The sequence below is a fragment of the Chryseobacterium sp. Chry.R1 genome (assembly GCF_039645525.1).
Classification (GTDB): domain Bacteria; phylum Bacteroidota; class Bacteroidia; order Flavobacteriales; family Weeksellaceae; genus Chryseobacterium; species Chryseobacterium proteolyticum.
In genome coordinates this window covers 1959336-1984752 of record NZ_CP151793.1, presented here as the reverse complement: position 1 = coordinate 1984752, position 25417 = coordinate 1959336, and the positions used below count along the sequence as shown (strand labels likewise).

At 34.8% G+C, this 25417-nt stretch carries 27 protein-coding genes; 8 read left to right on the top strand and 19 right to left on the bottom strand.

Going from position 1 to position 25417, the window contains the following annotated elements:
- Nucleotides 1-45 precede the first annotated feature (45 nt).
- The 3 genes from AAEU33_RS09135 to AAEU33_RS09125 form a co-directional block, all read right to left on the bottom strand.
- A complete protein-coding gene (locus tag AAEU33_RS09135; RefSeq protein ID WP_273649199.1) occupies nucleotides 46-1029 on the bottom strand; it encodes a pyruvate dehydrogenase complex E1 component subunit beta in 984 nt (327 codons plus the stop codon).
- A 110-nt stretch (nucleotides 1030-1139) separates the two neighbouring features.
- Nucleotides 1140-1559 (bottom strand): DUF2147 domain-containing protein, encoded by a 420-nt coding sequence (locus AAEU33_RS09130; protein WP_172280181.1) that lies wholly within the window; start codon nucleotides 1557-1559, stop codon nucleotides 1140-1142.
- A gap of 144 nt (nucleotides 1560-1703) precedes the next feature.
- Complete coding sequence (locus AAEU33_RS09125) at nucleotides 1704-3632, bottom strand: sulfatase-like hydrolase/transferase (RefSeq protein ID WP_345992187.1); 1929 nt, start codon at nucleotides 3630-3632, stop codon at nucleotides 1704-1706.
- A gap of 89 nt (nucleotides 3633-3721) precedes the next feature.
- Here AAEU33_RS09125 and AAEU33_RS09120 point away from each other — a divergent pair, with 89 nt between their 5' ends.
- The 5 genes from AAEU33_RS09120 (at nucleotide 3722) to AAEU33_RS09100 (ending at nucleotide 6833) form a co-directional block, all read left to right on the top strand.
- Nucleotides 3722-4420, top strand: coding sequence for a CDP-alcohol phosphatidyltransferase family protein (locus AAEU33_RS09120; protein WP_345992185.1), 699 nt, complete (start codon nucleotides 3722-3724; stop codon nucleotides 4418-4420).
- A gap of 75 nt (nucleotides 4421-4495) precedes the next feature.
- Nucleotides 4496-5260, top strand: coding sequence for an exonuclease domain-containing protein (locus AAEU33_RS09115; RefSeq protein ID WP_345992183.1), 765 nt, complete (start codon nucleotides 4496-4498; stop codon nucleotides 5258-5260).
- Nucleotides 5261-5262: 2 nt separating this feature from the next.
- Nucleotides 5263-5661, top strand: a complete 399-nt coding sequence (locus tag AAEU33_RS09110) for a hypothetical protein (RefSeq protein ID WP_172280189.1) — start codon at nucleotides 5263-5265, stop codon at nucleotides 5659-5661.
- A 69-nt stretch (nucleotides 5662-5730) separates the two neighbouring features.
- Nucleotides 5731-6336: a fumarylacetoacetate hydrolase family protein gene (locus tag AAEU33_RS09105; RefSeq protein ID WP_172280191.1), complete on the top strand. Its 606-nt coding sequence runs from the start codon at nucleotides 5731-5733 to the stop codon at nucleotides 6334-6336.
- Nucleotides 6337-6395: 59 nt separating this feature from the next.
- Nucleotides 6396-6833, top strand: a complete 438-nt coding sequence (locus tag AAEU33_RS09100) for a universal stress protein (protein WP_172280194.1) — start codon at nucleotides 6396-6398, stop codon at nucleotides 6831-6833.
- A 78-nt stretch (nucleotides 6834-6911) separates the two neighbouring features.
- Here the strand turns inward: AAEU33_RS09100 and AAEU33_RS09095 are convergent, their stop codons facing one another.
- A complete protein-coding gene (locus AAEU33_RS09095) occupies nucleotides 6912-7145 on the bottom strand; it encodes a hypothetical protein (protein ID WP_172280196.1) in 234 nt (77 codons plus the stop codon).
- Between the two features lie 42 nt (nucleotides 7146-7187).
- Here AAEU33_RS09095 and AAEU33_RS09090 point away from each other — a divergent pair, with 42 nt between their 5' ends.
- Both AAEU33_RS09090 and AAEU33_RS09085 read left to right on the top strand, forming a co-directional pair.
- Entirely contained in the window at nucleotides 7188-8093 is a 906-nt protein-coding gene (locus AAEU33_RS09090) for a DUF6427 family protein (protein WP_345992180.1), read from the top strand.
- Nucleotides 8094-8100: 7 nt separating this feature from the next.
- Nucleotides 8101-8685, top strand: coding sequence for a DUF3109 family protein (locus AAEU33_RS09085; protein ID WP_172280199.1), 585 nt, complete (start codon nucleotides 8101-8103; stop codon nucleotides 8683-8685).
- Nucleotides 8686-8746: 61 nt separating this feature from the next.
- Here the strand turns inward: AAEU33_RS09085 and AAEU33_RS09080 are convergent, their stop codons facing one another.
- The 12 genes from AAEU33_RS09080 to AAEU33_RS09025 all read right to left on the bottom strand — a co-directional run bounded on the left by AAEU33_RS09080 (nucleotide 8747) and on the right by AAEU33_RS09025 (nucleotide 21843).
- Nucleotides 8747-9433 (bottom strand): hypothetical protein, encoded by a 687-nt coding sequence (locus AAEU33_RS09080; protein WP_172280201.1) that lies wholly within the window; start codon nucleotides 9431-9433, stop codon nucleotides 8747-8749.
- A gap of 111 nt (nucleotides 9434-9544) precedes the next feature.
- Nucleotides 9545-10879, bottom strand: a complete 1335-nt coding sequence (locus AAEU33_RS09075) for a trigger factor (RefSeq protein ID WP_345992178.1) — start codon at nucleotides 10877-10879, stop codon at nucleotides 9545-9547.
- Between the two features lie 138 nt (nucleotides 10880-11017).
- The gene (locus tag AAEU33_RS09070) at nucleotides 11018-11608 is read right to left on the bottom strand and encodes a hypothetical protein (protein WP_345992176.1); all 591 of its coding nucleotides are present in this window, start codon (nucleotides 11606-11608) and stop codon (nucleotides 11018-11020) included.
- Nucleotides 11609-11655: 47 nt separating this feature from the next.
- Nucleotides 11656-14040 (bottom strand): TonB-dependent receptor, encoded by a 2385-nt coding sequence (locus AAEU33_RS09065; protein WP_345992174.1) that lies wholly within the window; start codon nucleotides 14038-14040, stop codon nucleotides 11656-11658.
- A 231-nt stretch (nucleotides 14041-14271) separates the two neighbouring features.
- Nucleotides 14272-14628, bottom strand: a complete 357-nt coding sequence (locus AAEU33_RS09060) for a hypothetical protein (RefSeq protein WP_345992171.1) — start codon at nucleotides 14626-14628, stop codon at nucleotides 14272-14274.
- A gap of 81 nt (nucleotides 14629-14709) precedes the next feature.
- Entirely contained in the window at nucleotides 14710-16650 is a 1941-nt protein-coding gene (locus AAEU33_RS09055; RefSeq protein ID WP_345992170.1) for an ATP-binding cassette domain-containing protein, read from the bottom strand.
- A 159-nt stretch (nucleotides 16651-16809) separates the two neighbouring features.
- Nucleotides 16810-18126: a DUF2235 domain-containing protein gene (locus AAEU33_RS09050; protein WP_345992168.1), complete on the bottom strand. Its 1317-nt coding sequence runs from the start codon at nucleotides 18124-18126 to the stop codon at nucleotides 16810-16812.
- 153 nt (nucleotides 18127-18279) lie between these two features.
- The gene (locus tag AAEU33_RS09045; RefSeq protein ID WP_345992167.1) at nucleotides 18280-18957 is read right to left on the bottom strand and encodes a response regulator transcription factor; all 678 of its coding nucleotides are present in this window, start codon (nucleotides 18955-18957) and stop codon (nucleotides 18280-18282) included.
- Nucleotides 18941-19639 carry an ATP-binding protein gene (locus tag AAEU33_RS09040; RefSeq protein ID WP_345992165.1) on the bottom strand — a complete coding sequence of 233 codons (699 nt, stop codon included), beginning with the start codon at nucleotides 19637-19639 and terminating at the stop codon, nucleotides 18941-18943. The genes AAEU33_RS09045 and AAEU33_RS09040 overlap by 17 nt, the downstream gene beginning before the upstream one ends.
- Before the next feature lie 65 nt (nucleotides 19640-19704).
- Nucleotides 19705-20328 carry a hypothetical protein gene (locus AAEU33_RS09035; RefSeq protein WP_345992163.1) on the bottom strand — a complete coding sequence of 208 codons (624 nt, stop codon included), beginning with the start codon at nucleotides 20326-20328 and terminating at the stop codon, nucleotides 19705-19707.
- Nucleotides 20329-20336: 8 nt separating this feature from the next.
- Complete coding sequence (locus AAEU33_RS09030) at nucleotides 20337-21065, bottom strand: hypothetical protein (RefSeq protein WP_273649231.1); 729 nt, start codon at nucleotides 21063-21065, stop codon at nucleotides 20337-20339.
- A gap of 157 nt (nucleotides 21066-21222) precedes the next feature.
- On the bottom strand, nucleotides 21223-21843 hold the full coding sequence (locus AAEU33_RS09025) for a DUF5715 family protein (RefSeq protein ID WP_273649233.1): 621 nt from the start codon (nucleotides 21841-21843) through the stop codon (nucleotides 21223-21225).
- Nucleotides 21844-22062: 219 nt separating this feature from the next.
- Between AAEU33_RS09025 and aqpZ the strand changes: the two genes are divergently transcribed.
- Nucleotides 22063-22779 carry an aquaporin Z gene (gene aqpZ, locus AAEU33_RS09020; protein WP_172281032.1) on the top strand — a complete coding sequence of 239 codons (717 nt, stop codon included), beginning with the start codon at nucleotides 22063-22065 and terminating at the stop codon, nucleotides 22777-22779.
- 35 nt (nucleotides 22780-22814) lie between these two features.
- On the opposite strand, the gene AAEU33_RS09015 is transcribed toward aqpZ, so the two are convergent.
- The 3 genes from AAEU33_RS09015 to AAEU33_RS09005 all read right to left on the bottom strand — a co-directional run bounded on the left by AAEU33_RS09015 (nucleotide 22815) and on the right by AAEU33_RS09005 (nucleotide 25410).
- Nucleotides 22815-23360 (bottom strand): hypothetical protein, encoded by a 546-nt coding sequence (locus AAEU33_RS09015; protein WP_172280220.1) that lies wholly within the window; start codon nucleotides 23358-23360, stop codon nucleotides 22815-22817.
- A gap of 95 nt (nucleotides 23361-23455) precedes the next feature.
- Complete coding sequence (locus AAEU33_RS09010; protein ID WP_172280222.1) at nucleotides 23456-24445, bottom strand: acyl transferase; 990 nt, start codon at nucleotides 24443-24445, stop codon at nucleotides 23456-23458.
- A 173-nt stretch (nucleotides 24446-24618) separates the two neighbouring features.
- Nucleotides 24619-25410 carry a UDP-2,3-diacylglucosamine diphosphatase gene (locus AAEU33_RS09005; RefSeq protein WP_273649239.1) on the bottom strand — a complete coding sequence of 264 codons (792 nt, stop codon included), beginning with the start codon at nucleotides 25408-25410 and terminating at the stop codon, nucleotides 24619-24621.
- Nucleotides 25411-25417: the final 7 nt, after the last annotated feature.

The window sequence follows — 25417 nt, the reverse complement described above, 5'->3', positions numbered from 1 at the left end:
TCATGAATATAATAAATGAAAAAACTTCCTTTCGGAAGTTTTTCTCTATGATTTAATATACAACGCATTTTTAATCTCCTCTTTCACTTTTTCAAGTTTAGGGAACCATTCTGCAAATAAAGCTGCTGAATATGGAGCAGGAGCATCAGGAGTCGTAATTCTCTTGATTGGTGCATCCAGATAATCGAAAGCTTTTTGCTGAACCATATATGCAATTTCAGAAGAGATAGACGCAAACGGCCATGCTTCTTCCAAAATAACCAGTCTGTTTGTTTTCTTAACAGAATTTAAAATAGCATCATAATCTAAAGGACGGATTGTTCTAAGGTCGATCACCTCTACAGAAATTCCTTCTTTAGCCAAATCTTCAGCAGCCTGAATCGCTACTTTCATGATCTTACCAAAAGAAACCAGAGTTACATCCTTACCTTCTTTCTTGATATCTGCCTTTCCGATCGGTAGATAGTATTCTTCTTCAGGAATCTCCATTTTATCTCCATACATCTGCTCGGATTCCATGAAGATTACCGGATCATTATCCTGGATTGCTGATTTCAATAATCCTTTTGCATCATAAGGATTAGAAGGTACGATCACTTTCAATCCCGGACAGTTTGCATACCAGCTTTCGAAAGCCTGAGAGTGCGTAGCTCCCAATTGGCCTGCAGAAGCAGTAGGACCACGGAAAACAATAGGACAATTCCACTGTCCTCCACTCATCTGACGGATTTTTGCTGCATTATTGATAATCTGGTCAATTCCTACCAAAGAGAAATTGAATGTCATAAATTCTACAATGGGTCTGTTCCCATTCATCGCTGCACCTACGGAGATTCCGGTAAAACCAAGTTCTGCGATGGGTGTATCGATTATTCTTTTAGGACCAAATTCATCCAGCATTCCTTTTGAAGCTTTATACGCACCGTTGTATTCTGCAACTTCCTCCCCCATTAAATAAATGGATTCGTCTTTACGCATTTCCTCACTCATTGCCTGTGCAATTACCTCACGAAAAGTATATTCTGCCATATTTCTTTGAAAAATTTAGACTACAAAAATAGTGTTTTTTTATTACACACATCATAAAAACGGCATCTCATTTAAATGAAATGCCGTTAATTAATTTTATTTAAAACAGATTAGTTTACTTTTTGCCAAGTCTGCGTTCTTCCTAACAGGGATAAACCTATGTATCCTCTTACATTCAACTGATCTCCGGATCTTGTAATCGTACATTTATACGTTTTCCCAGTCTTCGGATCTGTAATAGTTCCTCCGGTAAATTCGTCACCTTCTTTTTTTAATCCCCTGATAATTTCCAGTCCAAGAATAGGTTTTCCTTTTCTGTCATCTTTACAATTTGTACAGTTAGGATCAGCAGGCTTTATAAGTAATTGCGATACCTTGCCATAATAAGTCCCATCTGTTTTTTTATAGATTTCTACAATAGATTTTGCCTGTTTGGTTTCATCGTCTATAGTTTTCCATTTTCCTTCTATCTGTGCAAAAGATAATATACTTGCCAAAGAAAATGCCAGGGTAAATAATAATTTTCTCATATACTTGTTATTTTAATTTTGATATACTGTTCTTGTTATCTATTTAACGCTAAAAATATAAATTAATTTTAAACAAACAAAAACATTTATTATACTAGGCATATATAACAAGACACATACCAATTTAAAAAATTAAACACCCTCTTAGTTCAGTTTACGGTTGATAACCCTGTCCATATAATCCTGATACCAGGCTTTGGCAATCTCCTTTCCTTTTTCAGTCTCCGGTGTATTCAAATGATCTGCCAGATTTTTCTCCAATCCCAGATCTGATTTATCATAAATGCCTACTACATTTTTTCCGTCGAAACGATAGATATAATTCCCAATAATAAATTGTTCCACACCGCCATCTGAATTTGCTATGATAGCAGGGTATTTTTTATCACTTACAAGACTTCTTCCCCAGCTTCTTATCCTTTTATTATATCCGATCAGATCCGCCAGTGTTGGGTAAATATCAATCTGCTGTGCTTCTTCCGTATTTACTCCTTTCAAATGATATTCGGGATTGGGAGAATATAAAATAATCGGAACGGCAAAACGGTTCATACTTTTCTGATATTCCGGATAATAGATTTCATTGGTATGATCTCCGGTAAACACAAAAATAGTATTATTATACCAGGGTTGTTTTTTAGCCGTTTCAAAGTATTTTTTTATTGAATAATCAGTATATTGTATCGGCTCATGCATTTGATTTTTACCTTTTTTAAATTTCCCCTGGTATTTTTCAGGAATTTTAAAAGGATGGTGAGAAGAAGCGGTAAAAACAGTAGCCATAAATGGTTGCGTTTTCCCAACATTTTTAGCAAAGTATTGCAAAAACGGCTCATCCCAGATCGCCCACATTCCGTCAAAATCGGCATCATGATTATATTCGGTCTTTCCAAAATAATGTTTGAAACCTAAAATATTTCCAAAGCCAAGGAATCCCATGGATCCATTGGGTGCTCCATGATAAAATGAGGTATCATAACCCAGATCATTACATATAGAAACAATAGATTGTATTTTCTGATTGGAATATGGTGAACTTGTAAAAGCATCCGTAAGACTCGGAATTCCGGCAAGCACACTGCTCATTCCATGGATAGACTGTCTTCCATTCGCAAAGGTGTTGGGAAAAATTAAACTTTCACCAGCTAAACTATCAATAAACGGGGTGTAAGAAACATAATCTTTAATATTCTTATCCTTATTAAAAGCTCCGGAATATTCCCTGCTGAAGGATTCAACAATAAATATTACGATATTCGGACGGTTGGTTACCTGCCTGTCGTATATTTTATAAGGCTGGATATTATCCTCTATAAACTTCGGGTCTACAAAGTGAACTTCTTTAAAATTATTGGTTCCTAATGTTCTGAAGAATGAAAACGTACTGTTCAAAACCATATTCCCCTGAGATGGAATTTTCACGAAACGATTTGCGTCCACAAGATTAATAGGCCTTGTGCTGTGTCTGAAGTCTCCACGGATCCCTCCTACTACCAAAACTGTAATTCCACATAGACAAAGGACAGACAGGATAAAATAAGGAATAAGTCTTACCGGCTTCTGTTCTGTGATCTTTACCCTTTTGTAAAGAAAAACCCACAGTGCCATAAGAACAAAAAACCATATAAGAACAAAAGGATTCTGAACAATGGAAGCACCAAACACTTTTCCGATATTAGTTTCATGCTTGGCCACCTGAAATGCAGCCGACGTTAATCTTGTCTGGGCAAACTTATAATAAACAAAATCACCGAAGTTCATGGCATAGGCAATTCCATTTGTAATAAAGTAAAGCCAAAATAACATTTTTTGATATCCCTTTCTGGTATTGATTATAACAGGGATAAGACTAAGCAAAATAAATAAAGAATTGACATACAAAATTGCAGTAGTATCAAAGGCGATTCCATGAAAAGATAAACTAAAATAGTCCGAAACCGAATCTACCTTTATGAGCTCTCTATTAAAATACCAGAACAAAAATCTGGCAATCTGATAAAAAACATATGCCAAAAAAATCCGGTATACCAATACCAGAACTTCCTGTTTTCTAAATTCTTTAAAAAATTTCATTTGGCAAATTTACATCAATTTCAGATTAATGTATTTTTTAGTGGGGAATATTTTAACCTAGAATTCTTAAAAAATGTAATTTTGTGACTATGAATTTTATTAAAAACAATCTTGCGAACGTCCTAACCTTAGGAAATTTATTTTCCGGATGCATAGGGGCAGTGCATCTTATCCTTGGTGACTATAAAATAACTGCTATTTGCCTTATCCTTTCGCTGGTTTTAGACTTTTTTGATGGCTTTGTTGCCCGTGCTTTAAAAGCTAATTCGAATCTGGGGGTTCAGCTGGATTCACTGGCGGATATGGTAAGCTTTGGTTTTATTCCTGGATTGACCATGTTTGTTGCTCTCACAGACAATTCTTATTCTCACATTCCATGGTATGCCTATTCGGGATTTTTACTTACTGTATTTTCATGCCTGAGGTTAGCAATTTTTAATCTGGATGAAGATCAGAAGTATTACTTTAAAGGTTTAAATACACCTTCCAATACTATTTTAATTTTTGGCTTGTATTATGCCTTTAAAAAAACTCAGAGCTATGAGTTTATATTTTCCAATCTATATCTGATGATAGCCATTACCATTGTCTTTTCGTTACTTTTGGTAAGCCCTGTTAAAATGATTGCCATGAAATTCAAATCCATGAAACTGGAAGACAATTATCCAAAGCTTGCTTTATTAGTAGGTTCCATCACCATTCTGATCATATTCGGAACAGTAGGAATCCCGATGGTTATACTTTATTATATTTTAATTTCACTTATATTTCAAAAACAACTTACATAAATTCAGAATTTTGACTAAAATAAATTGAAATATTATTACTTCAAAATTCACTATCTCAACTTATAAATCTTCAATATGAATTTAAAACTATATAAACCTCTTTGCATTTTCGACCTTGAAACAACGGGAACAAATATCGGAAAAGACAGGATTGTTGAAATCTGTATTCTAAAGGTAAATCCCGATACATCCAAGGAAAGTAAAACCTGGCGTATTAATCCTGAAATGCCAATTCCTTTGGAATCGAGCCAGATTCATGGTATTTATGACGAAGACGTTAAGGACGCTCCTACTTTTAAATCCATTGCTTCGAAGGTAATGGAAATGATTTCAGGCTCAGATTTGGGAGGTTTCAACTCCAACAGGTTTGATGTTCCGCTTCTTGCAGAAGAGCTTTTGCGCGCAGGAATTGATTTTGACCTGAGTAAATTCAAGTTGGTGGATGCTCAAACCATCTTCCATAAGAAAGAACCGAGAAACCTTGGAGCCGCTTATCAGTTTTATTGTGGTAAGACATTGGAGAATGCCCACTCGGCTGAGGCTGACGTTATGGCAACCTTTGAGGTATTAGATGCCCAGGTAGGAAAATATGATGACGTGCCGAATGAAATTGCTGCTTTGAGTGAATTTACATTTCATAATAAGAATGCGGATTTAGCAGGGTTTATCGGATTCAATGAGAAGATGGAGGAAACTTTCAGCTTCGGTAAATATAAAGGACAATGTGTAAAAGTAGTTTTCCAGAAAGACCTGGGATATTATGGTTGGTTACAGAACGCCGATTTTCCTTTGTATACAAAGAAGGTCTTTACAAAAATTCAATTATCAAGTAAATTCTAAGGATGTCAAAACTTGTTCGTTTTAAATTTTACGAAACGGCTCTTGAAGCCAATAGGGATAAACAGATATTGGCAGAAAAAGGCCTCAACAGCTTCATAGCTAATGAGCAGCTCATTCAGTCGGACTGGCTATTGTCTCAGGCAGTGGGAGGAATTCAGCTTCAGGTTTTTGAAGACGACCTGGATAAAGCAACGGAAATTTTGAAAGATTACAAAGAAAACGAGACTATGGCTCTAGAAGTGGAGCATACCATCGAAAATCCCGAATTCGATTTTGTATGTCCAAAATGTGGCTCCAATCATATTTACAGAGATGATAGTGCTACAAGTTTTTTCGGAGTTTCTATCTTAACAAGTCATAAGTTCATCTGCTATTACTGTGAGAATGAATTTACCCATTAACAATTAAATAATTTTTGCAAGGTATCATCGTCAATGATTTCATACCATGCAATAAAAAAATATAAGCATATGAAAATTATCTGCATAGGAAGAAATTATAGTGAGCATGCGAAAGAATTAGGAAATGAAATTCCTGAAAAACCTGTAATCTTTATCAAACCTGATACTGCTGTCCTGAAGGGTAATGATTTTTACCTACCCGAATTTTCTAAAGATATTCACTATGAACTTGAGGTGGTATTGAAAATCTCAAAAGGAGGAAAATACATCCAAAAAGATTCCGCCCATAAACATTATGAAGAAATCGGTTTGGGGATAGATTTTACAGCAAGGGACCTGCAGACAGAGTTAAAATCAAAAGGCCTGCCTTGGGAATTAGCTAAGGGGTTTGATGGTTCGGCTGTAGTAGGAAACTTCTTTAATAAAGAAAATTATAATCTGGAAAGTTTAGGCTTTTCATTACTGCAAAATAAAGAAAAGGTACAGGACGGAAACACAAAGGATATGATATTCAGTTTTGATGATATCATCGCGTTCGTTTCCCAGTATTTCACATTAAGAGTGGGAGACCTTATCTTTACGGGTACTCCAAAAGGAGTTGGGAAAGTTGAAGAAAATGATATTCTGGAAGCATTCCTTGAGGATGAAAAAATTCTGGATATCCGAATATTATAAGTATTTAACAGCGTATTTCATATTTTTTTCACTATCTTTAGTTAACAAAATTAAAGGTTATGATAAACATTATATTGCCCGTGGATTTTGGGGATAAAACAGAACAACTCGTAGATGGTGCGATCAAATTTGCCAAAGAGATAAATGGCAAGATTCATCTGATCCATGTAGCACCTACAGACATTGGATTTGCTATTGGTGATATGGGATTTCAGTATTTTCCTGAAGTTGAAGAAAATGAGATCAGAGAAGAACTGGTACAGCTGAATAGGCTTGAACAGAGAATTATTTCTCACGATGTAGAATGCGAGCATCTTCTAAAACAAGGTATTGCCAAAGATATTATCCTGGAATATGCTAAATCAAAAAATGCCAGCTATATCGTAATGGGCTCTCATGGAAGAAGTGGAATTTATGATGTTTTTGTAGGCAGTCTGACAAAAGGTTTAACGAAGAGCTCTACAATTCCGGTTTTGGTGCTTCCTATTCACGAATAAAAAAAGTAAATTTTAACCGTTATAAAAAAGCCGATCAAATAAATTATTTGATCGGCTTTTTACTATATAACCAATTAATTAACCTTCTTTTTTGTAGATACTTGGATCATAATAAGGGTGTTTTCCCTCTGTTGGAGAATAGTAGTCTTTATCTTTATCACCTCCCAGTGTAACCACCAGAACGTAACACCAATAGGTGAACAACACACAGCAAACAATAAATAGGATCCAGTTTAAAACATTTCCAAAGGAATCAAAAAAACCGAAAGACCATTTGAAAACTTTGCTTAAGAATAGAAAGAAAGACGTCATTATTTTCCTTTTTTAAATTAACTTTGTACAAATTTATAAAAAATGTTTAAATTACTTTCAAAAGAAAGCAATATTTTTTCAATTCCTGTTTATATTGGTTTTCTTCTTTTAATAGTAATAATATTTAACATCCTGAATTTCAATACTTATGAAGCAATTGTTGCCGGAATAACATTTCTGGGAATTGCTTTGGGATATTTCTGTTTTCACAGTATTGCACTTAATCACCAGACTCATCTTCCCTTATTTTTATATTCATTTTTCATTTTCGGGCTCTACCCGGGAAATCTTGATATCGGAATTGCCGTATCATTACTTACCAATTCCTTTCTTTTGCTTCTTCTGACGAGCGCTAATGAAGATACCCGGAAAAAATCATATGTCCTGGTAGGTGCCATCGTTGCATTGAATTTTATTTTTTTACCTACTACATGGCCAATGGCCGTTTTTGTAGTTATACACGTTATTGCAACCTCTGAAAAAATAAGTTTAAATATATTCAGATTTTTACTTGGAATTATCCTGATCGTGTTCAGTTATTTTTCTGTCATGTTCTTTATGGACTTTACCACCTGGAACCTTGATTATTTCCCATTTGGAAAGATGAAACTGATTACAGATTACAGAGGAATTATCCCTTTAACCCCGGTTGCATTAATGCTGATCTATGCGGTATATGATCACTTTAAAAATTACAACAAAAAAAGCCCGATAAGCAGATATAAATATACCTTCCTATTGGTTTTCTCTTTAGCTCAGCTGGTTACTATTATCCTGTATATGAATAAGAGCTATGAATATTTACTGCTCCTCGCATTTCCTTCCAGTATCATACTGAGCCGGATGATGCGTTTTTTGCCCAAATACTGGATGCAGGAAGTCAGCCTTTGGCTGATTATTTTGAGTTTGGTTACCTTTAAAATAGGTACGTATTTTAATTTATTTTAAAAAGATTATGATTCAGATAGACGATAAATTAATCTCCGAGGAAATATTTTCCGAGGAGTTTGTTTGCAACCTTACCAAATGTAAGGGAGCATGTTGTGTGGAGGGAGATGTTGGAGCTCCTTTAGATAAAAACGAGCTTGAAATTTTAGATAATATCTTTGATAAAATCAAACCTTATCTGACGAAAGAAGGTGTAAAAGCTCTTGAAGAACAGGGAACATGGACAACCGATCCCTCTGACGGAATGTATGTAACGCCAATGGTAGAAGACCGCGAGTGTGCCTATGTAACATTCGATGAAAAAGGTATTACAAAATGCGGAATTGAAAAAGCGTATGAAGACGGTGCTATTGACTGGCAAAAGCCGATTTCATGTCATCTGTATCCAATACGAATTACGGAATACTCTTCTTTTACTGCTTTAAATTACCATGAATGGTCTGTGTGCAGCGATGCATGTACATTGGGAAGAGAATTGCAGGTTCCTGTTTATAAATTCCTGAAAACACCCCTTATCAGGAAATACGGTGATGAATTCTATACCGTTCTAAGTGAAGCTGCTGAAGAATGGAAAAAAGAATATGGAAATTAAAAAAATAAAAACCGCAGATTTTGCGGTTTTTATTTTTTTATAAGCTGTAGGTTTTACCTTATTATAATTTAAAATCAGCATCGGTAACACCGGAATTCAGAACAATTTTAGTGGTTTTGATAACTACTTTCTGTCCATTTCCTTCGGCATCTACTTCTCCAGGGAACTTCAATCCGTCTACAGTCATGTAATCTTTTACAATCGCTGTACCTTCTTTTGATTCGGACTTGTATAACAATCCTGTAGTTGCATCAAAGAAGTATTTTCCTTTATCTGAAGTTAGCACATTATAATCTTTACCATCTATCTTCTCTACATTTACGGATTGGAAAGAAGCAGGATCATATCCCAATGCATCAACTGTTTTGCTTTTTTTAAGGTCAGCAATTTTATCCGCAGGAATATCCATTTTTTGTCCCATCTGGTCAAAAGTTCCTTTTTCGCCATCGAAAACCTGAGTCATTTGTTGCCCCATTACGCTTTGTACGGACTTGAATTTATTTCCCATCTTTTTAGTCGTCATAGCAATTTCCATCCCTTGTACAGTAACGGTATTTTCTATAACGGTTGTTTTTATAGCTTCTAATTTATCTCTTCCCCCCAAAGCTTTAAGATAATTATCTATTACTTCTTTAGGTGTCAGTTTCGATTTTACTGCTTCTGTTTTAGCAGCGGTTGTTTTTTGCTGTGCTGCTACTGAAGTGGAAAAAAGCACTGCACAGAAAAACGGAATGATTATCTTTTTCATATAATTTATTTATTACGTAAATATAGGAATATTGCCCGATATAAAATCTATGTTTTTTACAACAAAAAACCACCAAAATTGGTGGTTTTAAAATATTTATTTAAAAATAAATTATTTTTTAAGTTCTTCTAAAAACTCGTCATGCGAAATTGCAGTTTCTTTTTTGCTTGCCTTTTCAAGAATTACATCTTTCAATTTAGTCATAGCTACTTCAGAAGAAATCTGTCTTACCTGCTCCTGGTCTTTCAACATTTCAACAGCATACTTTTGAATTTCTTCATCTCCTAAATGGTGAATTCCGTAGATCGCCAATTGGTTTCTTACTAATTGTTCAGCTTGTGCAAGAACATCAGCATAATCCAATTTAATATCGTTATCATTCATCAATTTACCTTCGATGATCTGATAGCTTAATTGTTTTTTCTCAGATTCAAGGATTTCTTTTGCCTGCTCTTCAGTCTGGATATTCTGGTTAGAGAATAGTAACCATTTTACAAGGAAATTTTCAGGAAGTTTTACTTCTTCTTTTTCTGTAATTTGTTCCAATACTTTATTCACAAAATGAACATCAGCATTTTGCTGGAAATACTCATCTAATTCAGCCTTAACTTTATTTTTAAGCTCTTCTTCAGACTTGATGTTTCCTTCTCCGTATACTTTATCAAAAAGATCCTGATTAAGTTCTGCTAAGTTCAGGCTATAGAAATCTTTTACTTTAACTTCAACTTCAGCGTGGTGTAAATGCTCAACTTCTTCTTTAGTAAACCCTAATTCTTTAGCTAATTCTTCATCACCTGCCAATGTTTCTTTAGAAACTTTTACAGAACCGTCCATTTTTAAAGCTTTAACTAATTTGAAAGCTTCTTTGTTTTCAGCTGTAATAGTAACATTTTTCGGGTGGTGGTGGTGCTCTCCTTCAGCATCTTCTTCTACAACCTGAGAAACCTCTAAAGCAATATAAGAATCCTTAGTGATCTTATCTTGAGGAACCTGCTCAGCGAAACGCTTCTGCATGTTTTCAATGCTTTTTGTGATTTCTTTATCAGAAGCTTCTACTTTATAGTGAGGCGCTTCATATTTAGCTAAATCTATAGTGAATTCAGGCTCGTATCCTACTTCAAAAGCAACTTCAAGTTGATCTGCATTATGATTGAAATCATTTACAGGTTGAGGTACAGGCTGGCCAACTAATCTTAACTTGTTTTCGTTTACATAGTTATTTAAAGCATCAGAAACTTGTTTGTTGATCTCTTCGAATGCAATACCTGCTTCATATTGTTTTCTAACCATACTTAAAGGCACTTTTCCTTTTCTGAAACCAGGAACTTGCGCATTTTTAGCATAATTAATCAACTGCTTCTCTACTTTGTCTTTGTAGTCAGATTTTTCCAATGTTACAGTAAGTAATGCACTTACGTCATCATGGTTTTGTGCGGTAACCTTCATTATTGATTAAAATTTTAGGTTGCAAAAATATGAAATTTTTATCAAAATAAACTATTAAAGATAAATTCTTCGGCATCAAATATTTATAAATAAAAAACCACTGAATTTTTCAGTGGTTTTATCTATTTGCTGTTTTTTTTAATTTATAATCGTATAAGTAGCTTGAGCATCGGTTTCTCCTCCTGTTTGAGCTCCATACACTATTCCGTTTCCACTTACTGAAGAAGCTTCGGAAACGGTGGCTGGTTCGTGATACAGAGTAAGAATAAGCTGGCTTTGTGCTGATGCATTTTTTACGGCCTTGGTCACTACCCATTTTGTTTTAAGTCCTACATGTTTTCCATCACCTCTTGTAGAACTTGCATCATCGGTTCTGGTTAGTGTAAGATCAGAATTAGGGAAATTGTACACTAAAAAATGTTCATCTTTTGCATCTTTAATTTCCTGGGTTGCATCTTCATTACCATTCTTGAACTGCACTTCTACTTCATATGTCTTCCCGTTCTCTAATTTTATCGACTGTGCCCCTCCGGCACCTACACTATAATTGTAAGGTACGGTTATCTGCGTGGCAACATCTTTTACCAATAAAATAATATTAGTAAGATCTTCCTGAGGCAGATCATCTTCTTCTGCTGAGTTATCTCTTTGACAAGATACGATAGAAACTGCGATGAATAAAATACCTATTAGTTTGATAATATTTTTAGTGTTAAATAATTTGTTCATTTTTTTTAATTTAAATTTTTAAAATCTTGATTTGTAATGGTAAAATATTAGAAACGATATCTAACATTAAGTATAAAATTTCTTCCTGCTTCATCTGCAAAAAATCTCATACGATTAAGATAATCTCTGTATGAAACGTTGAATAGGTTATTAACGATAAGTCCTGCAGAAAGGTTTTTGCTGATATTAATACCAGTCTGAATATTCCAAAGTGAATATCCGCTCGGGGGAGTGCTGAAATCTACTATCTTTTCTACTTCTACACCATTTTCAAAAATAGTAATGGGAGCATTATGAATAGGAAATCTATTTTGCTTTAAAAAGGTTTGATTTTCAAGGCTGAAATAGAATTGATTCCATTTTTCCATTTTAAACTGTAAGGCATTGGAAAAATTAGGTGGCATCATCAGGATTAGTGGTTCGTTATTTGAATCGTCCTGCCCATTAACATAACTTCCTCTTCCTATATAGGTAAGGTTTTCTGTAAGTTTCCAGTTGACATCCACATCTACACCATACATTTTGGCATCAATCTGTTGATAAGACCATACAGGAAAAACACCTCTTATCGTATTCTGAACCCCGGTAGGAATTTCATTAATGTAATTTTTAGTTATGAAAAAATAAGGGTTTACTGATATGTTTAATCCCTTCAGTACATTAAATTTAGCATCAGCAACTAAATTAAATTGATGTCCCTGTTCATTTTTCAAGCCCATATCTCCAATTTCTATTACCGCTGCAGAATGGTGCAACCCATCGGAAAATAATTCAGCAATATTAGGTGTTCTTCCTACTTTAGCATAATTAAATTTCAGATTAAAATTTGAGCTAGGATGATATTCCAGTCCGGCATTAAAAGAAATATTTTCATAATTAAGTTTCGGACGTGTTAAGACTCTGTTTTTATCTGTTTTCACATAAAACTGAGGATAAGTCGCTTTATATAATTTATCCCAATCACTTTTGTCATACCATTTTGTTACATCATATCGGTTAAAGTCATATCTTACACCTCCCTCTGCATTCAATTCATCTGAAATTTTGTATTTAAAAACAGAGTAAACGCCCGCAGAATATTTGTCATAATTAGGGATCAGACGTCTTGCTTTTGTGGCCGGATCTGAATAATTGTTCTGAAAACTTGCGTCAATTCCAGTTTCCAACGACCATTTTTCTCTTTCTAATAAATCGTTCACATTAAACTGATGAGTCATCAATGCCAGATCCAAAGAGGGAATATCTTTTAAATCTCCCCTTCTTATATCATATTCTTGCCTATGGTTGTATTGAAAGCTATAACTTGCAGATACCTTACCAATATTTTCAAATCTTTTAAAAGCAGAAACTTTGGCAATATGATGTTCTATAACCTGTCTTGGATTATCAATATCATAACTAAAATTCCCCGTATATACAGGAATATTCAGCGTCATCGCATTATAAAAATCATTATTATTTCCAACATGCGAACCTCTGTAAATCCCAATATCCTGATTAGTAAGATAATAATCAAAAGAAATTCCCTGTTCATAGGTATTCTTCTGAACTGTAAAATTAAATGATGAAAAATCCATCCCGGTATTCATTAAGTTATAATCAGGAGTATGCTGATCACCTAATTTTTTAATGGATCCTCCGGATTTTACCGCCCATCCGTTTTTCCAGATCTTGGCAACATTTACATCTAACCCAAGACCTTTCCCGTTTGAAATACCTGAAAGATTCACAGAACCTTTTAGCGTGTCTTTTTTAGGGAAAATTTCAGGTTCCATAACTATAACTCCTCCGATTGCATCGCTCCCATATTTCAGAGCAGACGCCCCCTTGATAACGTCTATATGCTGGAAATTATTAATATCCACATTAGGAGCATGCTCTACTCCCCATTCTTGTTCCGCTAGCTTTACTCCATTATTCATAATAGCTATACGGCTTCCATATAATCCGTGAATAATGGGTTTCGAAATATTATTTCCGGTCTTCAAAGCATTAACACCTGAAATCTTGGATAGTAAATTCCCCAAGTTATCAGTGGAATTTTTTTCTATTTCAGATTTATCAATGGTCTTAATAATCAAAGATCCGTTTGATTTATGGTTTCCATGAATAGTCACCGTCTCAATATCCTGAATGTGATGTTCCAGGACGATGGTTAAATGAAGATCCTGATCCACTCCTATATTTTCAGTATAATCATGGCAATCAGGATGCTTTGCAATGAGATTATAAGATCCCGAAGGAATTTTGCTGAATAAAAACTTACCCTTTTTATCCGTTTTAGCCGTAAAGTCTCCTATTTTCACAACTGCATTTTCAAGCATGCTTTTATCATGAAAATCCTGAACGGTGCCTTCAACAGTATAAGTTTTTTGTGCGTTTGTTAATACCAATCCGCAAAAGATCAGTAATAAGCTATATATCAATTTCATTGTAAATAGATAGATTGCGTACTTAAAAAGTACATTTTTTCGTAAAAGTTTGTTGCTTTATTTTTTATACAATTCTAAATTGTACAAAGTAAAATGTATTGATGTAATGATAATTCTCCAATACATTTAGTCTTATTTCTATCGTACCTCATAATACCTACCTGATGTTTTTCTTGTCAGGCATACATTGAAGTCTCAGATATAAGACAAATCCGATAAAGATCTATGAATTTATGAAATTGCGGGTGGTCCCCGAAGCTGAAAAGTAAATTTGGTTTGAGACCAAATGATCTCCTGAATGGTAATAACCTGCTTTACCTCTTGTGTATACCCCTCGAAAGAAAAATTAAATTCTTCGGGTACCAAAGTATGACCAGTAGCCAGGAAATGACAAGCTAAACAATCGCCTACCTTCTCTTTCGCTACATTTTTTGTAACGGTATTTTCAGATTTTTTGAGGTTAAAATTTCTAAAGTTATCCACTACATCATGGTGGTGAAAGCTTTGAGAAAACAGCGCAAGAAAATAGATCCCAAACAAAAGTCTGGAGATAAAATTCTTTAATTGTCTGGTTTCCTTAAAAATCATGCACCAAAAATAACAATAATAATTGTAATTATTCAATAAAAATAATAACCTCAATTAAAACATCTGATCATATTTCGAGGTTTACTCGAGTTGAGATGCTAAATGTTCCCACTCCTGTAAAGCCAGCTCCAGGTCTGCTTTTACTTTATTATATTTTTCCAGGCTCTCTTCTGAAGGGTTTTCTTTTGCAAAAGAGGCTTCCATTTCTTCAGATTGAGTTTCCAATTCGGAAATCCTTTCTTCTACTTTCTTTATTTTGTTCTGGATATTTTTTTGCTCCTTACTTACAAATCCTGATTTGGGCTGAGATACTGCTTCAGTTTTTTCAGGTGTTTCAACTTTTGGCTTAGCCTCTTCTTTTACATCATCATTATGAAGCTTTGCCTTTTCCGCAGAAATTTCCCTGATGGATTCTTTTTGTCTGTACTCCAGATACTCGTTGATATCTCCCAGAAATTCTTTCATTTTCCCATCCCGGAATTCAAAGATCTTATCACAAAGACCCTGCAGGAACTCCCTGTCGTGAGAGATTACGATCAATGTTCCTTCAAACTTTTGCAATGCCAGCTTGATAATCTCCTTAGACTGGATGTCAAGGTGGTTGGTAGGTTCGTCCATAATCAACGTGTTGAACGGACGCAATAACAATTTACATAACGCCAGACGGTTTCTTTCTCCCCCCGACAATACTTTGGTTTTCTTGGTAACAGCTTCCCCCTGAAATAAGAATGATCCCAGCAAATCTCTTACTCTAGGTCTGGTTTCTTCCGTAGCAGCATCTTCCGCTTCTTCCAGAACCGTTTTATCCGGTGTTAATACTTCTTCCTGGTTTTGGGCGAAGTATCCGATATTTACATTATGTCCTAAATTCCAGGTTCCTGTGTAATCTTTGATTTCTCCTGCAAGAATTTTTGCCAAAGTTGTTTTACCCTGTCCATTTTGCCCTAAAAGAGCAATCCTGTCTCCACGTTGGACCATAAAGTCTACGTTATCGAATATTTGCTTATTTCCATAAGCTTTTCCAAGATTTATAGCTTCAAAATTAACTTTCCCGGGAACAACCGATTGTACAAAACGAATATTGAATTTGGAAACATCTTCATTTTCCACCTCGATACGTTCTACTTTCTCAAGCTTTTTAATCAACGACTGGGCAAATGCGGCTTTGGAAGCACTTGCACGGAATTTATTGATCAGGTCCTCGGTGTGTTTTATTTCTGCATCCTGATTCTTTTTAGCCTGAATCAGCTTTTCTTTTCTGTCTTTTCTGAGTTCAAGATACTTGGTATAATTTGCCTTATAATCATCAACCTTTCTGTTATTAATATCAAAAGTTCTGTTACAAACAGAAGTCATAAACTGTTTATCGTGACTCACCAGTACAATCGCTCCAGGATAATCTTTAAGAAAGTTTTCAAGCCAGATGATGGATTCCATATCAAGGTGGTTGGTAGGCTCATCGAGAAGCATTACATCATTCTTTTGAAGAAGCAGTTTTGCCAGCTCTATTCTCATTCTCCATCCTCCGGAAAACTCATCCGTAATTTTCTTAAAATCATCTGCTTTAAAGCCTAACCCGAATAATACTTTTTCCATATCGCCTTCCAGATTGTAAGCATCATGGTGCATTAAGAGGTCGTTTAACTCAGTCATTCTGTTGATCAAATCCGTATAAGAATCACTTTCATAATCTGTTCTTACCGTCATCTGATGATTCACCTCCTCAAGTTCATTTTTCCAGGCATTAATCTGTTCAAAAGCCTGCATGGTTTCATCCCAAACAGTTCTTCCTTTCACAAAATCCAGATCCTGCTTTAAGAAACCAATGGTGATATTTCCATCAGGGACTACATTTCCTTCGTAGAATGTAATTTCTCCGGAAAGCATTTTCAATAAAGTGGATTTCCCAGCTCCATTTTTACCTACTAAACCAACTTTATCATCCTTTTTAATTGTGAAATTCACATTTTGAAACAAATAGTTTCCCGAATGATGTAACCCTAGACCTTGAACCGAAAGCATTTAATGATATAATTTAAGAATTAATACTGAATATTTTTCGGGTGCAAAAATACGGAAAAAGAAATGAATAGACCAGAAATAAAAAAAGCCTCCTGGATGCGGCGCTTTATTACATAAGTTTCAAGTAAAAAAGGGCTAACATCTGATTTATCGGTTTACTTAATAAATAATAGATCGTATCCAATCATCATTGTTTGGAATATTACTTTCATAAGCAAAATCTGTAATGAACATATCTTCCGGAAAAAACATTTCGGTCCGGAGAGCAGAATGAAAGTTATTATCTAAGGATTTAAACGGAACATTCAGTCCACTGTTTATGATCTCCTTATACATTAAAGCTTGTGATTTTTGAAGTTGCCCTTTTTTATATAAACCGAAATTGGCTGAAATATGAATATAGCATGCAAGCTTTTCATAATCATATAAAGGTTTCTGGCCTGATTTAAGATTAACTGTGTATTTTTCCAGCTCATTATAAAGGGTTTCCAAATAAAAATGTTCCGGATCTAATGTAAAATCACTTTCACTAAAGTCAGTGATAAAAACCGGAGCCACGGAATTTGTCTGCATGAGCATTAAACTCCCGTACACTTTTGAAAGATCATTATATACCATTTCTTTTTCAACATATGCCAGGGACAGGATATCCCCCTCATCGATCCGATGATTCCTTAAAGGTATATCCCATATTTTATTTTCTTCTGTGTCTTTGGCTGTCTCTTTTACATGAGAAACATAATCATTAACATCTGAAACCTCAAAATAATTTCCTGAAATATATACCGATTGTGAGCTATTAAGATACCCTCCACCAACATCCGCATGAACACCCGGAACAAAAATTTCTTTCCAGACGTATTTGTCAGTCATAAATTCGGAATCATTCATAGTACGGGAGTTCTCAAAAAAACCGGTCAGCGGAAAAAAATACCGGCACTCGTTCATCGCACATAAGTGAAGGGCATTTTCCACTCCTTGCGATAACTTTACGTGGTATTGGTTAAATGGAGCTGATTCTACAGTATCGAACACTCCAAGGAACTTTATTTTTATATGCCCTGAAATTGAAGGCCCCCGCTTTAACAGTTCATAGCAAAAATTCCTCGCCAGCATACCTCCTCTTCCAAATCCATAAACATAAAACTGATATTCTTTGGTTGTGTCTCTTATTTTATCTTCAATAAAAGCATATGCTTTCCGAAGTTTATCATCCGAAGAATAGCCGGAATATCCTGTAGGATTTTTACAGGTAGCCTTTGCAAAATCACTGTCTTCGGAACCTGTTATTGTTCCAATTCCTTCTACATATAATTTTTCATTCCCGTCGAATACTTTAAAAAGTTTATATATATTGGTTGGCAAAGCGTGATAACTTATGTGATCAGTCAATGTTTTTTTATCTGAAGTTGCATTGAGCCCGTTGCTTCCTGCCCCATCAAAAAAAATTCCGACGGATATTATAGTATTCTCCATAATAACAATTTTAAACATTTATCCTCTGCACATTTAACAGTAAGCCTTAAAAATTTTAGCTTTCAGCAGGATAAACATTTCAAATTAACCGTGAAAAAAAATGGGATAGTAGAGTAAAAGCTACCAAATAAAAAATTACGTATTTCTACGGAATCATATTTTTTCTATTGAATAAATATGATTGATGATGGCATAGATCACAATACCAACTGTATTTTTAGCTCCTATCTTTTCAAGGACTCTTTGGCGGTGGCTTTCCACTGTTCTAGGGCTTATAAAAAGTTTTTCCGCAATTTCATTATTGGTAAACTCCTGGCAGATGAGTTTTACAACATCTTTTTCACGCTCGGAAAGTTCATCTTCCATTTCAAATAAGGATTTCTTTTTACTGGAAGAATTCATATATGAAAAAAGCATTTGATGATCTTCTGCCGTAAAATAAACTCCGTTTTTATGTACCATGGTAATGGCCTCAATAAATGTTTTTTTATTTGAATTCTTCGGAAGGAAAGCAGACACGCCCAGTTTTACCATATACCCCAAAATGGAACTTTTATAATGAGAGGAAAGAATAATGATCTTAAGATCTGGATATTTCTCTTTAAGAATTCCCACCAACTCAAAGCCGTTCATAGGCTGCATCTGCACATCCACGAGGGCAATATCCGGAAAACTATTCTCCGTAAGACTTTCTAAATTATTTATAAAATCGGGACCGTTATCTGAAGTAAGGGTCACGGAAATATTCTGCTCGTTTGATAACAGTAACTTTATTCCCTCGAGAATTAACTGTTCATCATCTATCAGTGCTATTTTAATCTTGGAATTCATTGTTGCATGGAATTTTAATAATTAGACGACTTCTTTTACCCGATACATTCTTCCACTTATGGATGGCATTAATGGATTTGATCCTGGATTCAATATTTTTGATACCCATACCTTTTTTTACCAGGTTATAATCAAACCCTTGTCCGTTATCTGAAACCACGAGTGCTGTAATTTTCGAATAATCTTTAAGATAAATCCAAATCTTCGTGGCTTCTGAATGCTTGATAACATTGGTCGTAAACTCCTGTATAATCCGGTAAAGCTGAACCTCAATAAATATATCTTTCTTTTTATAATGAGATGCCACATGCAATGAAATATTGACCCTGTTGGACAGATTTGCAATTAATTCTTCGATGTATAAGACAAGTCCTACCGATTCCAGATTCACCGGATAGAGGGAATGAGATATTGTCCTTGCTGAATCGATAAGGGCAGACATTTGCCCGTTGATGTTCTTTTTGATCAGTTCATCGCCTTTTGTATCGAGATTATTCAGCCACAAAGAGAGAATATTGAGTCTGTTTCCCATATCATCATGAATCATCACGGCAATCCTTTTCCGTTCTTCCTCCTGGGCCTTAATATTTTCCAGTACAAGCTTTTTCTGATGAAGGACTTCAGCTTCATGCTGTACATTCTTTTCTTTGATGATCCGGTCGACAAAAGTTTTGTATGCCAACAAAATAAATACTACGATAATTGCTATGGTAACAATTATCAGTATTAAAAAATCAATATGTAAGGTTATTTCTTTAATTTGATAAAAGTGTATATAAATGAACCATACAAAATGCTTGACAGTATATTATTGGTTCCTAAAATTGTATAATAATCATCTTCTGACAAGGTGGCTATCTGATGTTGAATGATAAAAATAAAGACCGAAACAGAGTAATAGAAAAAAATACAGGCATCTACCAGGATAAACCTGTTGATGGCTTTATTATTTTTAATTTGTTGCAGTAAAGTAGATCCTGCAAAGCAAATAATGATGATGTTGGAAGTTACTTTTACAACATCATCATTAAAGTAAATCTTAAACGTTTTATTCATCAGTAAAAAACCGAGAGAAAGAACCGCTACCGGAATCCATCCGTATTTAGATATTCCCAGCTTTCTAATGAATAAACTTGTCAAAAGGAAAAATTCGCCAGCTATATAAATAGGGTACAAAAATGAAGTGTCCTTGTAATGCAGAACAACCGTTAAAAAATTAGTGGCCGCTTCAATGAAAAAAAGAAATCCGATATAAAAAACATATTGTTTTTCTTCCTTTTTAAGAACGGAATACTTTGCTATCCCAAAAATAAGGGAAACAAGAAGTAAAAAATTAGTGATACCCCACGTAGTAATAAAATAGCTATGCATTTATTGTTCTATAATTGACAAATTGGAGGACATGGTCTGGACCAGTCGTAGGTATTGGAAATAACTTCTACACTTCCTGTATTTTGCAGATCTTTATAAAATGAAATAAAGATGAGTGTTACCAATGGTCTCTGATAAATTTCAGAAAATTTAATTCCGAAAGAGCATATGATGTAGCTCAATCCTTCTTTGGATGGACACAAATCTTCAACAGGTACATAGAATCTCTTAAAAATCCTTGCTCCTTTGAATTCATCACATTCCCTGTAAAACCAGGTAGATCCTTCATCTCTCCAGAGCTCAATAGCAGCAACAGCTTTATCCTGCTCCATTATCGGCATATTAGCTACCGGTAAATACATATCCGCTGTTTTATCTACTTGCTGAAGTTCCTTGGAAAGAACGGCGTTTTTTACTAATGTATATTCTTTGGTTTCTACTAAAGTAAGATTCGATGTAAGTTCTGCAAGAATACTGTATGGATATTCATTAACAGCAATTTTTTGTCCGTTGACATCAAGAGGGCAAAGGATCAGTACAAGCTGATTTTTGTATACCCCTATTTCAGAACAAAAATCATCACATTTATTGTTCTTTTTTAACCAATCAATCTGATCAAAGGAAAGGGTAAAAACATAATTGGGGGGAATAAGTTTTTTTATCGTTGAGTAATCTTTAGAACTGGTATCCCATGCGGCGATTGCAGCGGCATACTCTTCTCTGTTGAAAATTATCATATTTACATGGTTTTAGTGGCATAAAATTATGTAAACTAAACTACCTATGCAAATATCCCATCTATAATTGAAGATTTATTAATATTTTTAAATACATAAGAATAGCCTATTCAAAGACCTTTCTAAAGGAAGTGCTATTGTTTCTTTTCAAGCAGACCTAATAGTTCCTCACTGTAATATGGTAACAGCTCTGTTGTTTTTCTTTGATGTAATAAATCCTCCCGGCATTCGCATAAAATTTCAACACCTTTTCAAGGGCAATTTCCATTTTAGGATTATACTTTAGGACATCATTAAACCGTATATAGGAGATATCAAAAGAGTTACCATAGTTGTGGGAGCTGATTCCGAGGGAAGCATTGGAGTTTACTCGTCTTAGCCTGCATTGATCCTCAAGCGTTCTTGTCATGGATGAAACCGTAAAAGTATGTCCTTTTGTTTCTTTACTGAACCTGGCTCCCATTTTCTCGAGTGTTGTTTTTGCCTTGGAAACCATATACGGCCTACTATAATCCAGTTTTTGAACCCGATAACCTTTTCCTGACTTTTTTATTTTATGAAACTTTCCACTGTTGATGTATTTCTGAACCGTTTTACTATTTGTTAATAACTTTACACCAAAGCTCCTTGAAGCGTCTAGATGTGGCTTATAAAGTGGAGTCGGCTCTACCTTTAAAACCTCTGCAAGGTCATAACAGATCCCTATTTTTTTTGAAGATTGCCCATAATGAAAACATCCTATAAAACATCCAAAAATCAAACAAAGAATTTTTTTCATTCGCCGTTTTTTTTAATTAAAAAAATGAAAAATAAACATTTATGCAATGTAGTTCAACCATAAGAGATGTATATTTAAAATATATACTTCAATAAATCTCATATTACATTATCATATTCACACCCGTTAATCAATTTAATTCAATTCTTTTTAAAAATTAATTTGAAAATCTGAAATTTAAACTATAAATTTGGTTTCAATATAAAAATAAACATTATGATAAAAAAACTTTTTGCTGAATTTTTCGGCACATTTTGGCTTGTTTTTGGCGGTTGCGGTAGCGCAGTCTTTGCCGCCGGAGTTCCCGATATCGGTATAGGTCTTTTAGGTGTTGCTTTAGCATTTGGTCTTACAGTGCTTACCATGGCATACGCTGTAGGTCATATATCAGGTGGACATTTTAATCCTGCAGTTACTTTCGGCCTTTTAGCCGGAGGAAGATTTCCTTTCAAGGATCTGATTTCATATGTTGTCGCACAATGTCTCGGAGCAATTGCAGCAGCAGGATGTCTTTACATTATACTGAATGGAGCCGGAGCTTTCAGCGCCGAAGGGCCCGGAGCCTTTGCAACGAATTTCTATGATATGCCAGGTTATAACAACAGAAGCTATTCAATGGGGGCAGCTTTCTTAGCAGAATTTCTGTTAACAGCTTTCTTCCTTATCGTTATTATGGGCGCAACGGATAAATGGGCTAATGGGAAGTTTGCAGGAATCGCTATTGGTCTTGCTTTAACCCTGATCCATCTGATCTCCATCCCAATTACAAATACTTCTGTAAATCCTGCAAGATCTTTGTCTCAGGCATTATTCGTAGGAGGAGCTGCCATGTCCCAATTATGGTTGTTCTGGGTCGCACCTATCCTTGGTGGAGTTGCCGGTGGGATAATTTATAAGTTTTTACTTCAGCGGTCAGACAATGAGGTCGCCGCTTAATCATAAAAAAATCCTGTCAGATCTGACAGGATTTTTTATTTTCTTTTTTTAATATCGAACGGGTTTTTAAAAATCAGTTCTTCATGTTTTCCTTTAACTTCCATTTTTTTCTGAAGTAAATTCAAAGCCATTTTCCGGATAAAAAGGTCTTTATCATTAAGCTTCCAGTAAGAATCCATATGTACCTGTACCGGTTTTTTAATGTGATAAAATTCCGTTTCCCATGTATCCTCATTATGATAAAACTCAATAAGCCCACAATGTTCCGGAATCTGTTCATGATCGACCATTCCCATAGGAAGGAGAAAGCTAAATGCGTTACAAACATAATCACCACATGAGATTTTGTCGTGTTTTAAAAATTTTTCTCCTGTAGATGCATTCTGATAAGATTTTTTGAAATCATTCTTAAAATCACTTTTAGAGAGTTTAATCTCTATTTCATGACTTAACCCCACAGCATCAATAATCAAAATATCAGCTTCCCAATCTGAATGAAAATGATTGGTTAAAACAAGTTCTTTCTCAAAGTCACAATGAGAATGAATGAATGCATGAACAAGTTCTTCAATTTTTAGCATATTTCTTTTGGGCATAAGGTTGGGAACGAGAGATTTCAGAGGGTAAGCTCTGGAAACTTTGAGATGAAATCTAAGGCTTGCACATTACGCATACCTCAGCTCACCAATAAACTGCATCCCCTGATATCTGAATGATCTATCCTTCCGAGGATCTGAAATTTATTTTTCGGAAGCATCTTACCCAGATCCTGAGTCGCAATAAAGGAGCAGGAATGAAAATTCGCCAAATCGATAATATTCACAGCACCTGTTCTTCCTTCTTTTTCATAGGTTAAAGGATCTTCAGCATTTCTCACCAGCACACGCATCCATTTCGGACATTCATACTCGTTATTTCCTAAAGAGTACGCCTGTGATAAAAGTTCTGTCATAGAATACTCGGAATATATGGCATTGGTGTTAAAACCTTTTTGTAAAATCACCAACAGTTCATCTTTTGTCATTTCTTCTTTACGTCCCTTCATCCCTCCTGTCTCAATTATTATAAGATTTTTAGAAAAACCAATCGGCTCATCACCTCTTTGGGAGGCACAAAAATCCAGAAAATCTAAAAGCGCAAAAGAAACCCCGAAAAGAATTACTTTTTTACCCTTCAGAATTTTTAAAAGTTCAAATAAATCAGCATGATTGTATAAAAAATATCCGTTTTCAGACTGGGCAGAAACATTCATTAAGTAATCCACCATATAAATCAGAGAAGAATTTTTCTTTTCCAGGTAGCTCGGAAGAAGGCCAAGAAATATAAAATCCTCAGGTTTTCCGATAAACTGTTCAAAACTCTTATAAATACTTTCCCTATACAGATTTTCATTAGCAATGAAATGTTTTGACAAATTCATCTGCGTGGTTCCGGAGCTTTGAAAATACAGATCAGCGACTACTCTTTTGTCGAGGATCTGATGATTTTTAAACATCTCAATGGGTAAAAATGGAATTTTTGTCACTGTGTCAACAGTGTCAGGATCAATTTTCAGGTAATCTACAAATTTCCTGTATACATCAACATTTTCATATTGATAGCGAAATGTTTTTAATGAAGCATTTAAAAAATCCTGTTCAGTTCGTATGTTGAATATATTTTCCAATTTTCTAAATTTTTAACATTCTTTTGATCTCATTTTTAACCGGTTATCCTTACAACATTCTTTTTTAATATTTTTTTAATATAAATTGAAATTTTTGGTCAAATTCTTGCAATACTATTTTCGGAATATGGATTAAAAACAGAGTGAATTTATTCATTCGAAGATTACCTCTTTTAGAGGTAATTTTTTTTTGCCTTATCATCAAAAGTTTTTAATTCAAAATCTTTTTCAAAGACTCCGTAGGTAAAGTAAGAAATCCAATCTCCTAGATTGATGTATTTAGCTTTATGTTCGAGCTCTAAAACCATGGGAAGGTGACGATGTCCATAAATGAAATAATCAATTTTCTCTGTTTTCAATTTTTCTTTTGAATAGATGATCAGAAACTCTTTATCCTCTCCTAAAAATGCTTTATCCTCTTCACCGGAAATCATTTTATTTTTCTGGGAAAGATATAACGCAATCTTCATGGCAATATCCGGATGAAGCCATTTAAAAGCCCATTGTGCAATAGGATTGGTGAATAACTTTTTCATTCTTTTATATCCCTTATCCCCCGGGCCCAAACCATCTCCATGGGCAAGAAGGAACTGCTTGCCACCCATTTCAAAATATTGCCTCTTATAGAATACAGTACATCCGATTTCCTCTTCCAGATAATCTTTCATCCATAAATCATGATTTCCCACAAAGAAATAAACATGAATCCCACGATCCTTCAGTTCAGCAATTTTTCCTAATACACGAACGTATCCTTTGGGAATAACATATTTCCATTCATGCCAGAAGTCAAAAAGGTCACCCATTAAAAATAAAACCTGAGCATCTTCCTTTATCTCATCCATCCAGCGTATAAACTTCTCCTCACGAACCTTGCTTTGTTTAGGATCAGGAGCGCCAAAATGCTGGTCGGATGCAAAATATACTTTTTTTCCAGGTTGTAAATTGATGGTTGTCTTTAGCACCGGTTGA

Bases quoted from the DNA above. Each gene is read 5' to 3' on its own strand.
- AAEU33_RS09135 (WP_273649199.1), bottom strand. From the start codon at position 1,029: ATGGCAGAATATACTTTTCGTGAGGTAATTGCACAGGCAATGAGTGAG.
- AAEU33_RS09050 (WP_345992168.1), bottom strand. From the start codon at position 18,126: ATGGAGAATACTATAATATCCGTCGGAATTTTTTTTGATGGGGCAGGA.
- AAEU33_RS09070 (WP_345992176.1), bottom strand. From the start codon at position 11,608: ATGAACAAATTATTTAACACTAAAAATATTATCAAACTAATAGGTATT.
- AAEU33_RS09110 (WP_172280189.1), top strand. From the start codon at position 5,263: ATGTCAAAACTTGTTCGTTTTAAATTTTACGAAACGGCTCTTGAAGCC.
- AAEU33_RS09075 (WP_345992178.1), bottom strand. From the start codon at position 10,879: ATGAAGGTTACCGCACAAAACCATGATGACGTAAGTGCATTACTTACT.
- AAEU33_RS09115 (WP_345992183.1), top strand. From the start codon at position 4,496: ATGAATTTAAAACTATATAAACCTCTTTGCATTTTCGACCTTGAAACA.
- AAEU33_RS09055 (WP_345992170.1), bottom strand. From the start codon at position 16,650: ATGCTTTCGGTTCAAGGTCTAGGGTTACATCATTCGGGAAACTATTTG.
- AAEU33_RS09045 (WP_345992167.1), bottom strand. From the start codon at position 18,957: ATGAATTCCAAGATTAAAATAGCACTGATAGATGATGAACAGTTAATT.
- AAEU33_RS09030 (WP_273649231.1), bottom strand. From the start codon at position 21,065: ATGATAATTTTCAACAGAGAAGAGTATGCCGCTGCAATCGCCGCATGG.
- AAEU33_RS09060 (WP_345992171.1), bottom strand. From the start codon at position 14,628: ATGATTTTTAAGGAAACCAGACAATTAAAGAATTTTATCTCCAGACTT.
- AAEU33_RS09105 (WP_172280191.1), top strand. From the start codon at position 5,731: ATGAAAATTATCTGCATAGGAAGAAATTATAGTGAGCATGCGAAAGAA.
- AAEU33_RS09100 (WP_172280194.1), top strand. From the start codon at position 6,396: ATGATAAACATTATATTGCCCGTGGATTTTGGGGATAAAACAGAACAA.
- AAEU33_RS09095 (WP_172280196.1), bottom strand. From the start codon at position 7,145: ATGACGTCTTTCTTTCTATTCTTAAGCAAAGTTTTCAAATGGTCTTTC.
- AAEU33_RS09065 (WP_345992174.1), bottom strand. From the start codon at position 14,040: ATGAAATTGATATATAGCTTATTACTGATCTTTTGCGGATTGGTATTA.
- AAEU33_RS09090 (WP_345992180.1), top strand. From the start codon at position 7,188: ATGTTTAAATTACTTTCAAAAGAAAGCAATATTTTTTCAATTCCTGTT.
- AAEU33_RS09025 (WP_273649233.1), bottom strand. From the start codon at position 21,843: ATGAAAAAAATTCTTTGTTTGATTTTTGGATGTTTTATAGGATGTTTT.
- AAEU33_RS09125 (WP_345992187.1), bottom strand. From the start codon at position 3,632: ATGAAATTTTTTAAAGAATTTAGAAAACAGGAAGTTCTGGTATTGGTA.
- AAEU33_RS09130 (WP_172280181.1), bottom strand. From the start codon at position 1,559: ATGAGAAAATTATTATTTACCCTGGCATTTTCTTTGGCAAGTATATTA.
- AAEU33_RS09120 (WP_345992185.1), top strand. From the start codon at position 3,722: ATGAATTTTATTAAAAACAATCTTGCGAACGTCCTAACCTTAGGAAAT.
- AAEU33_RS09035 (WP_345992163.1), bottom strand. From the start codon at position 20,328: ATGCATAGCTATTTTATTACTACGTGGGGTATCACTAATTTTTTACTT.
- AAEU33_RS09080 (WP_172280201.1), bottom strand. From the start codon at position 9,433: ATGAAAAAGATAATCATTCCGTTTTTCTGTGCAGTGCTTTTTTCCACT.
- AAEU33_RS09015 (WP_172280220.1), bottom strand. From the start codon at position 23,360: ATGCTAAAAATTGAAGAACTTGTTCATGCATTCATTCATTCTCATTGT.
- AAEU33_RS09085 (WP_172280199.1), top strand. From the start codon at position 8,101: ATGATTCAGATAGACGATAAATTAATCTCCGAGGAAATATTTTCCGAG.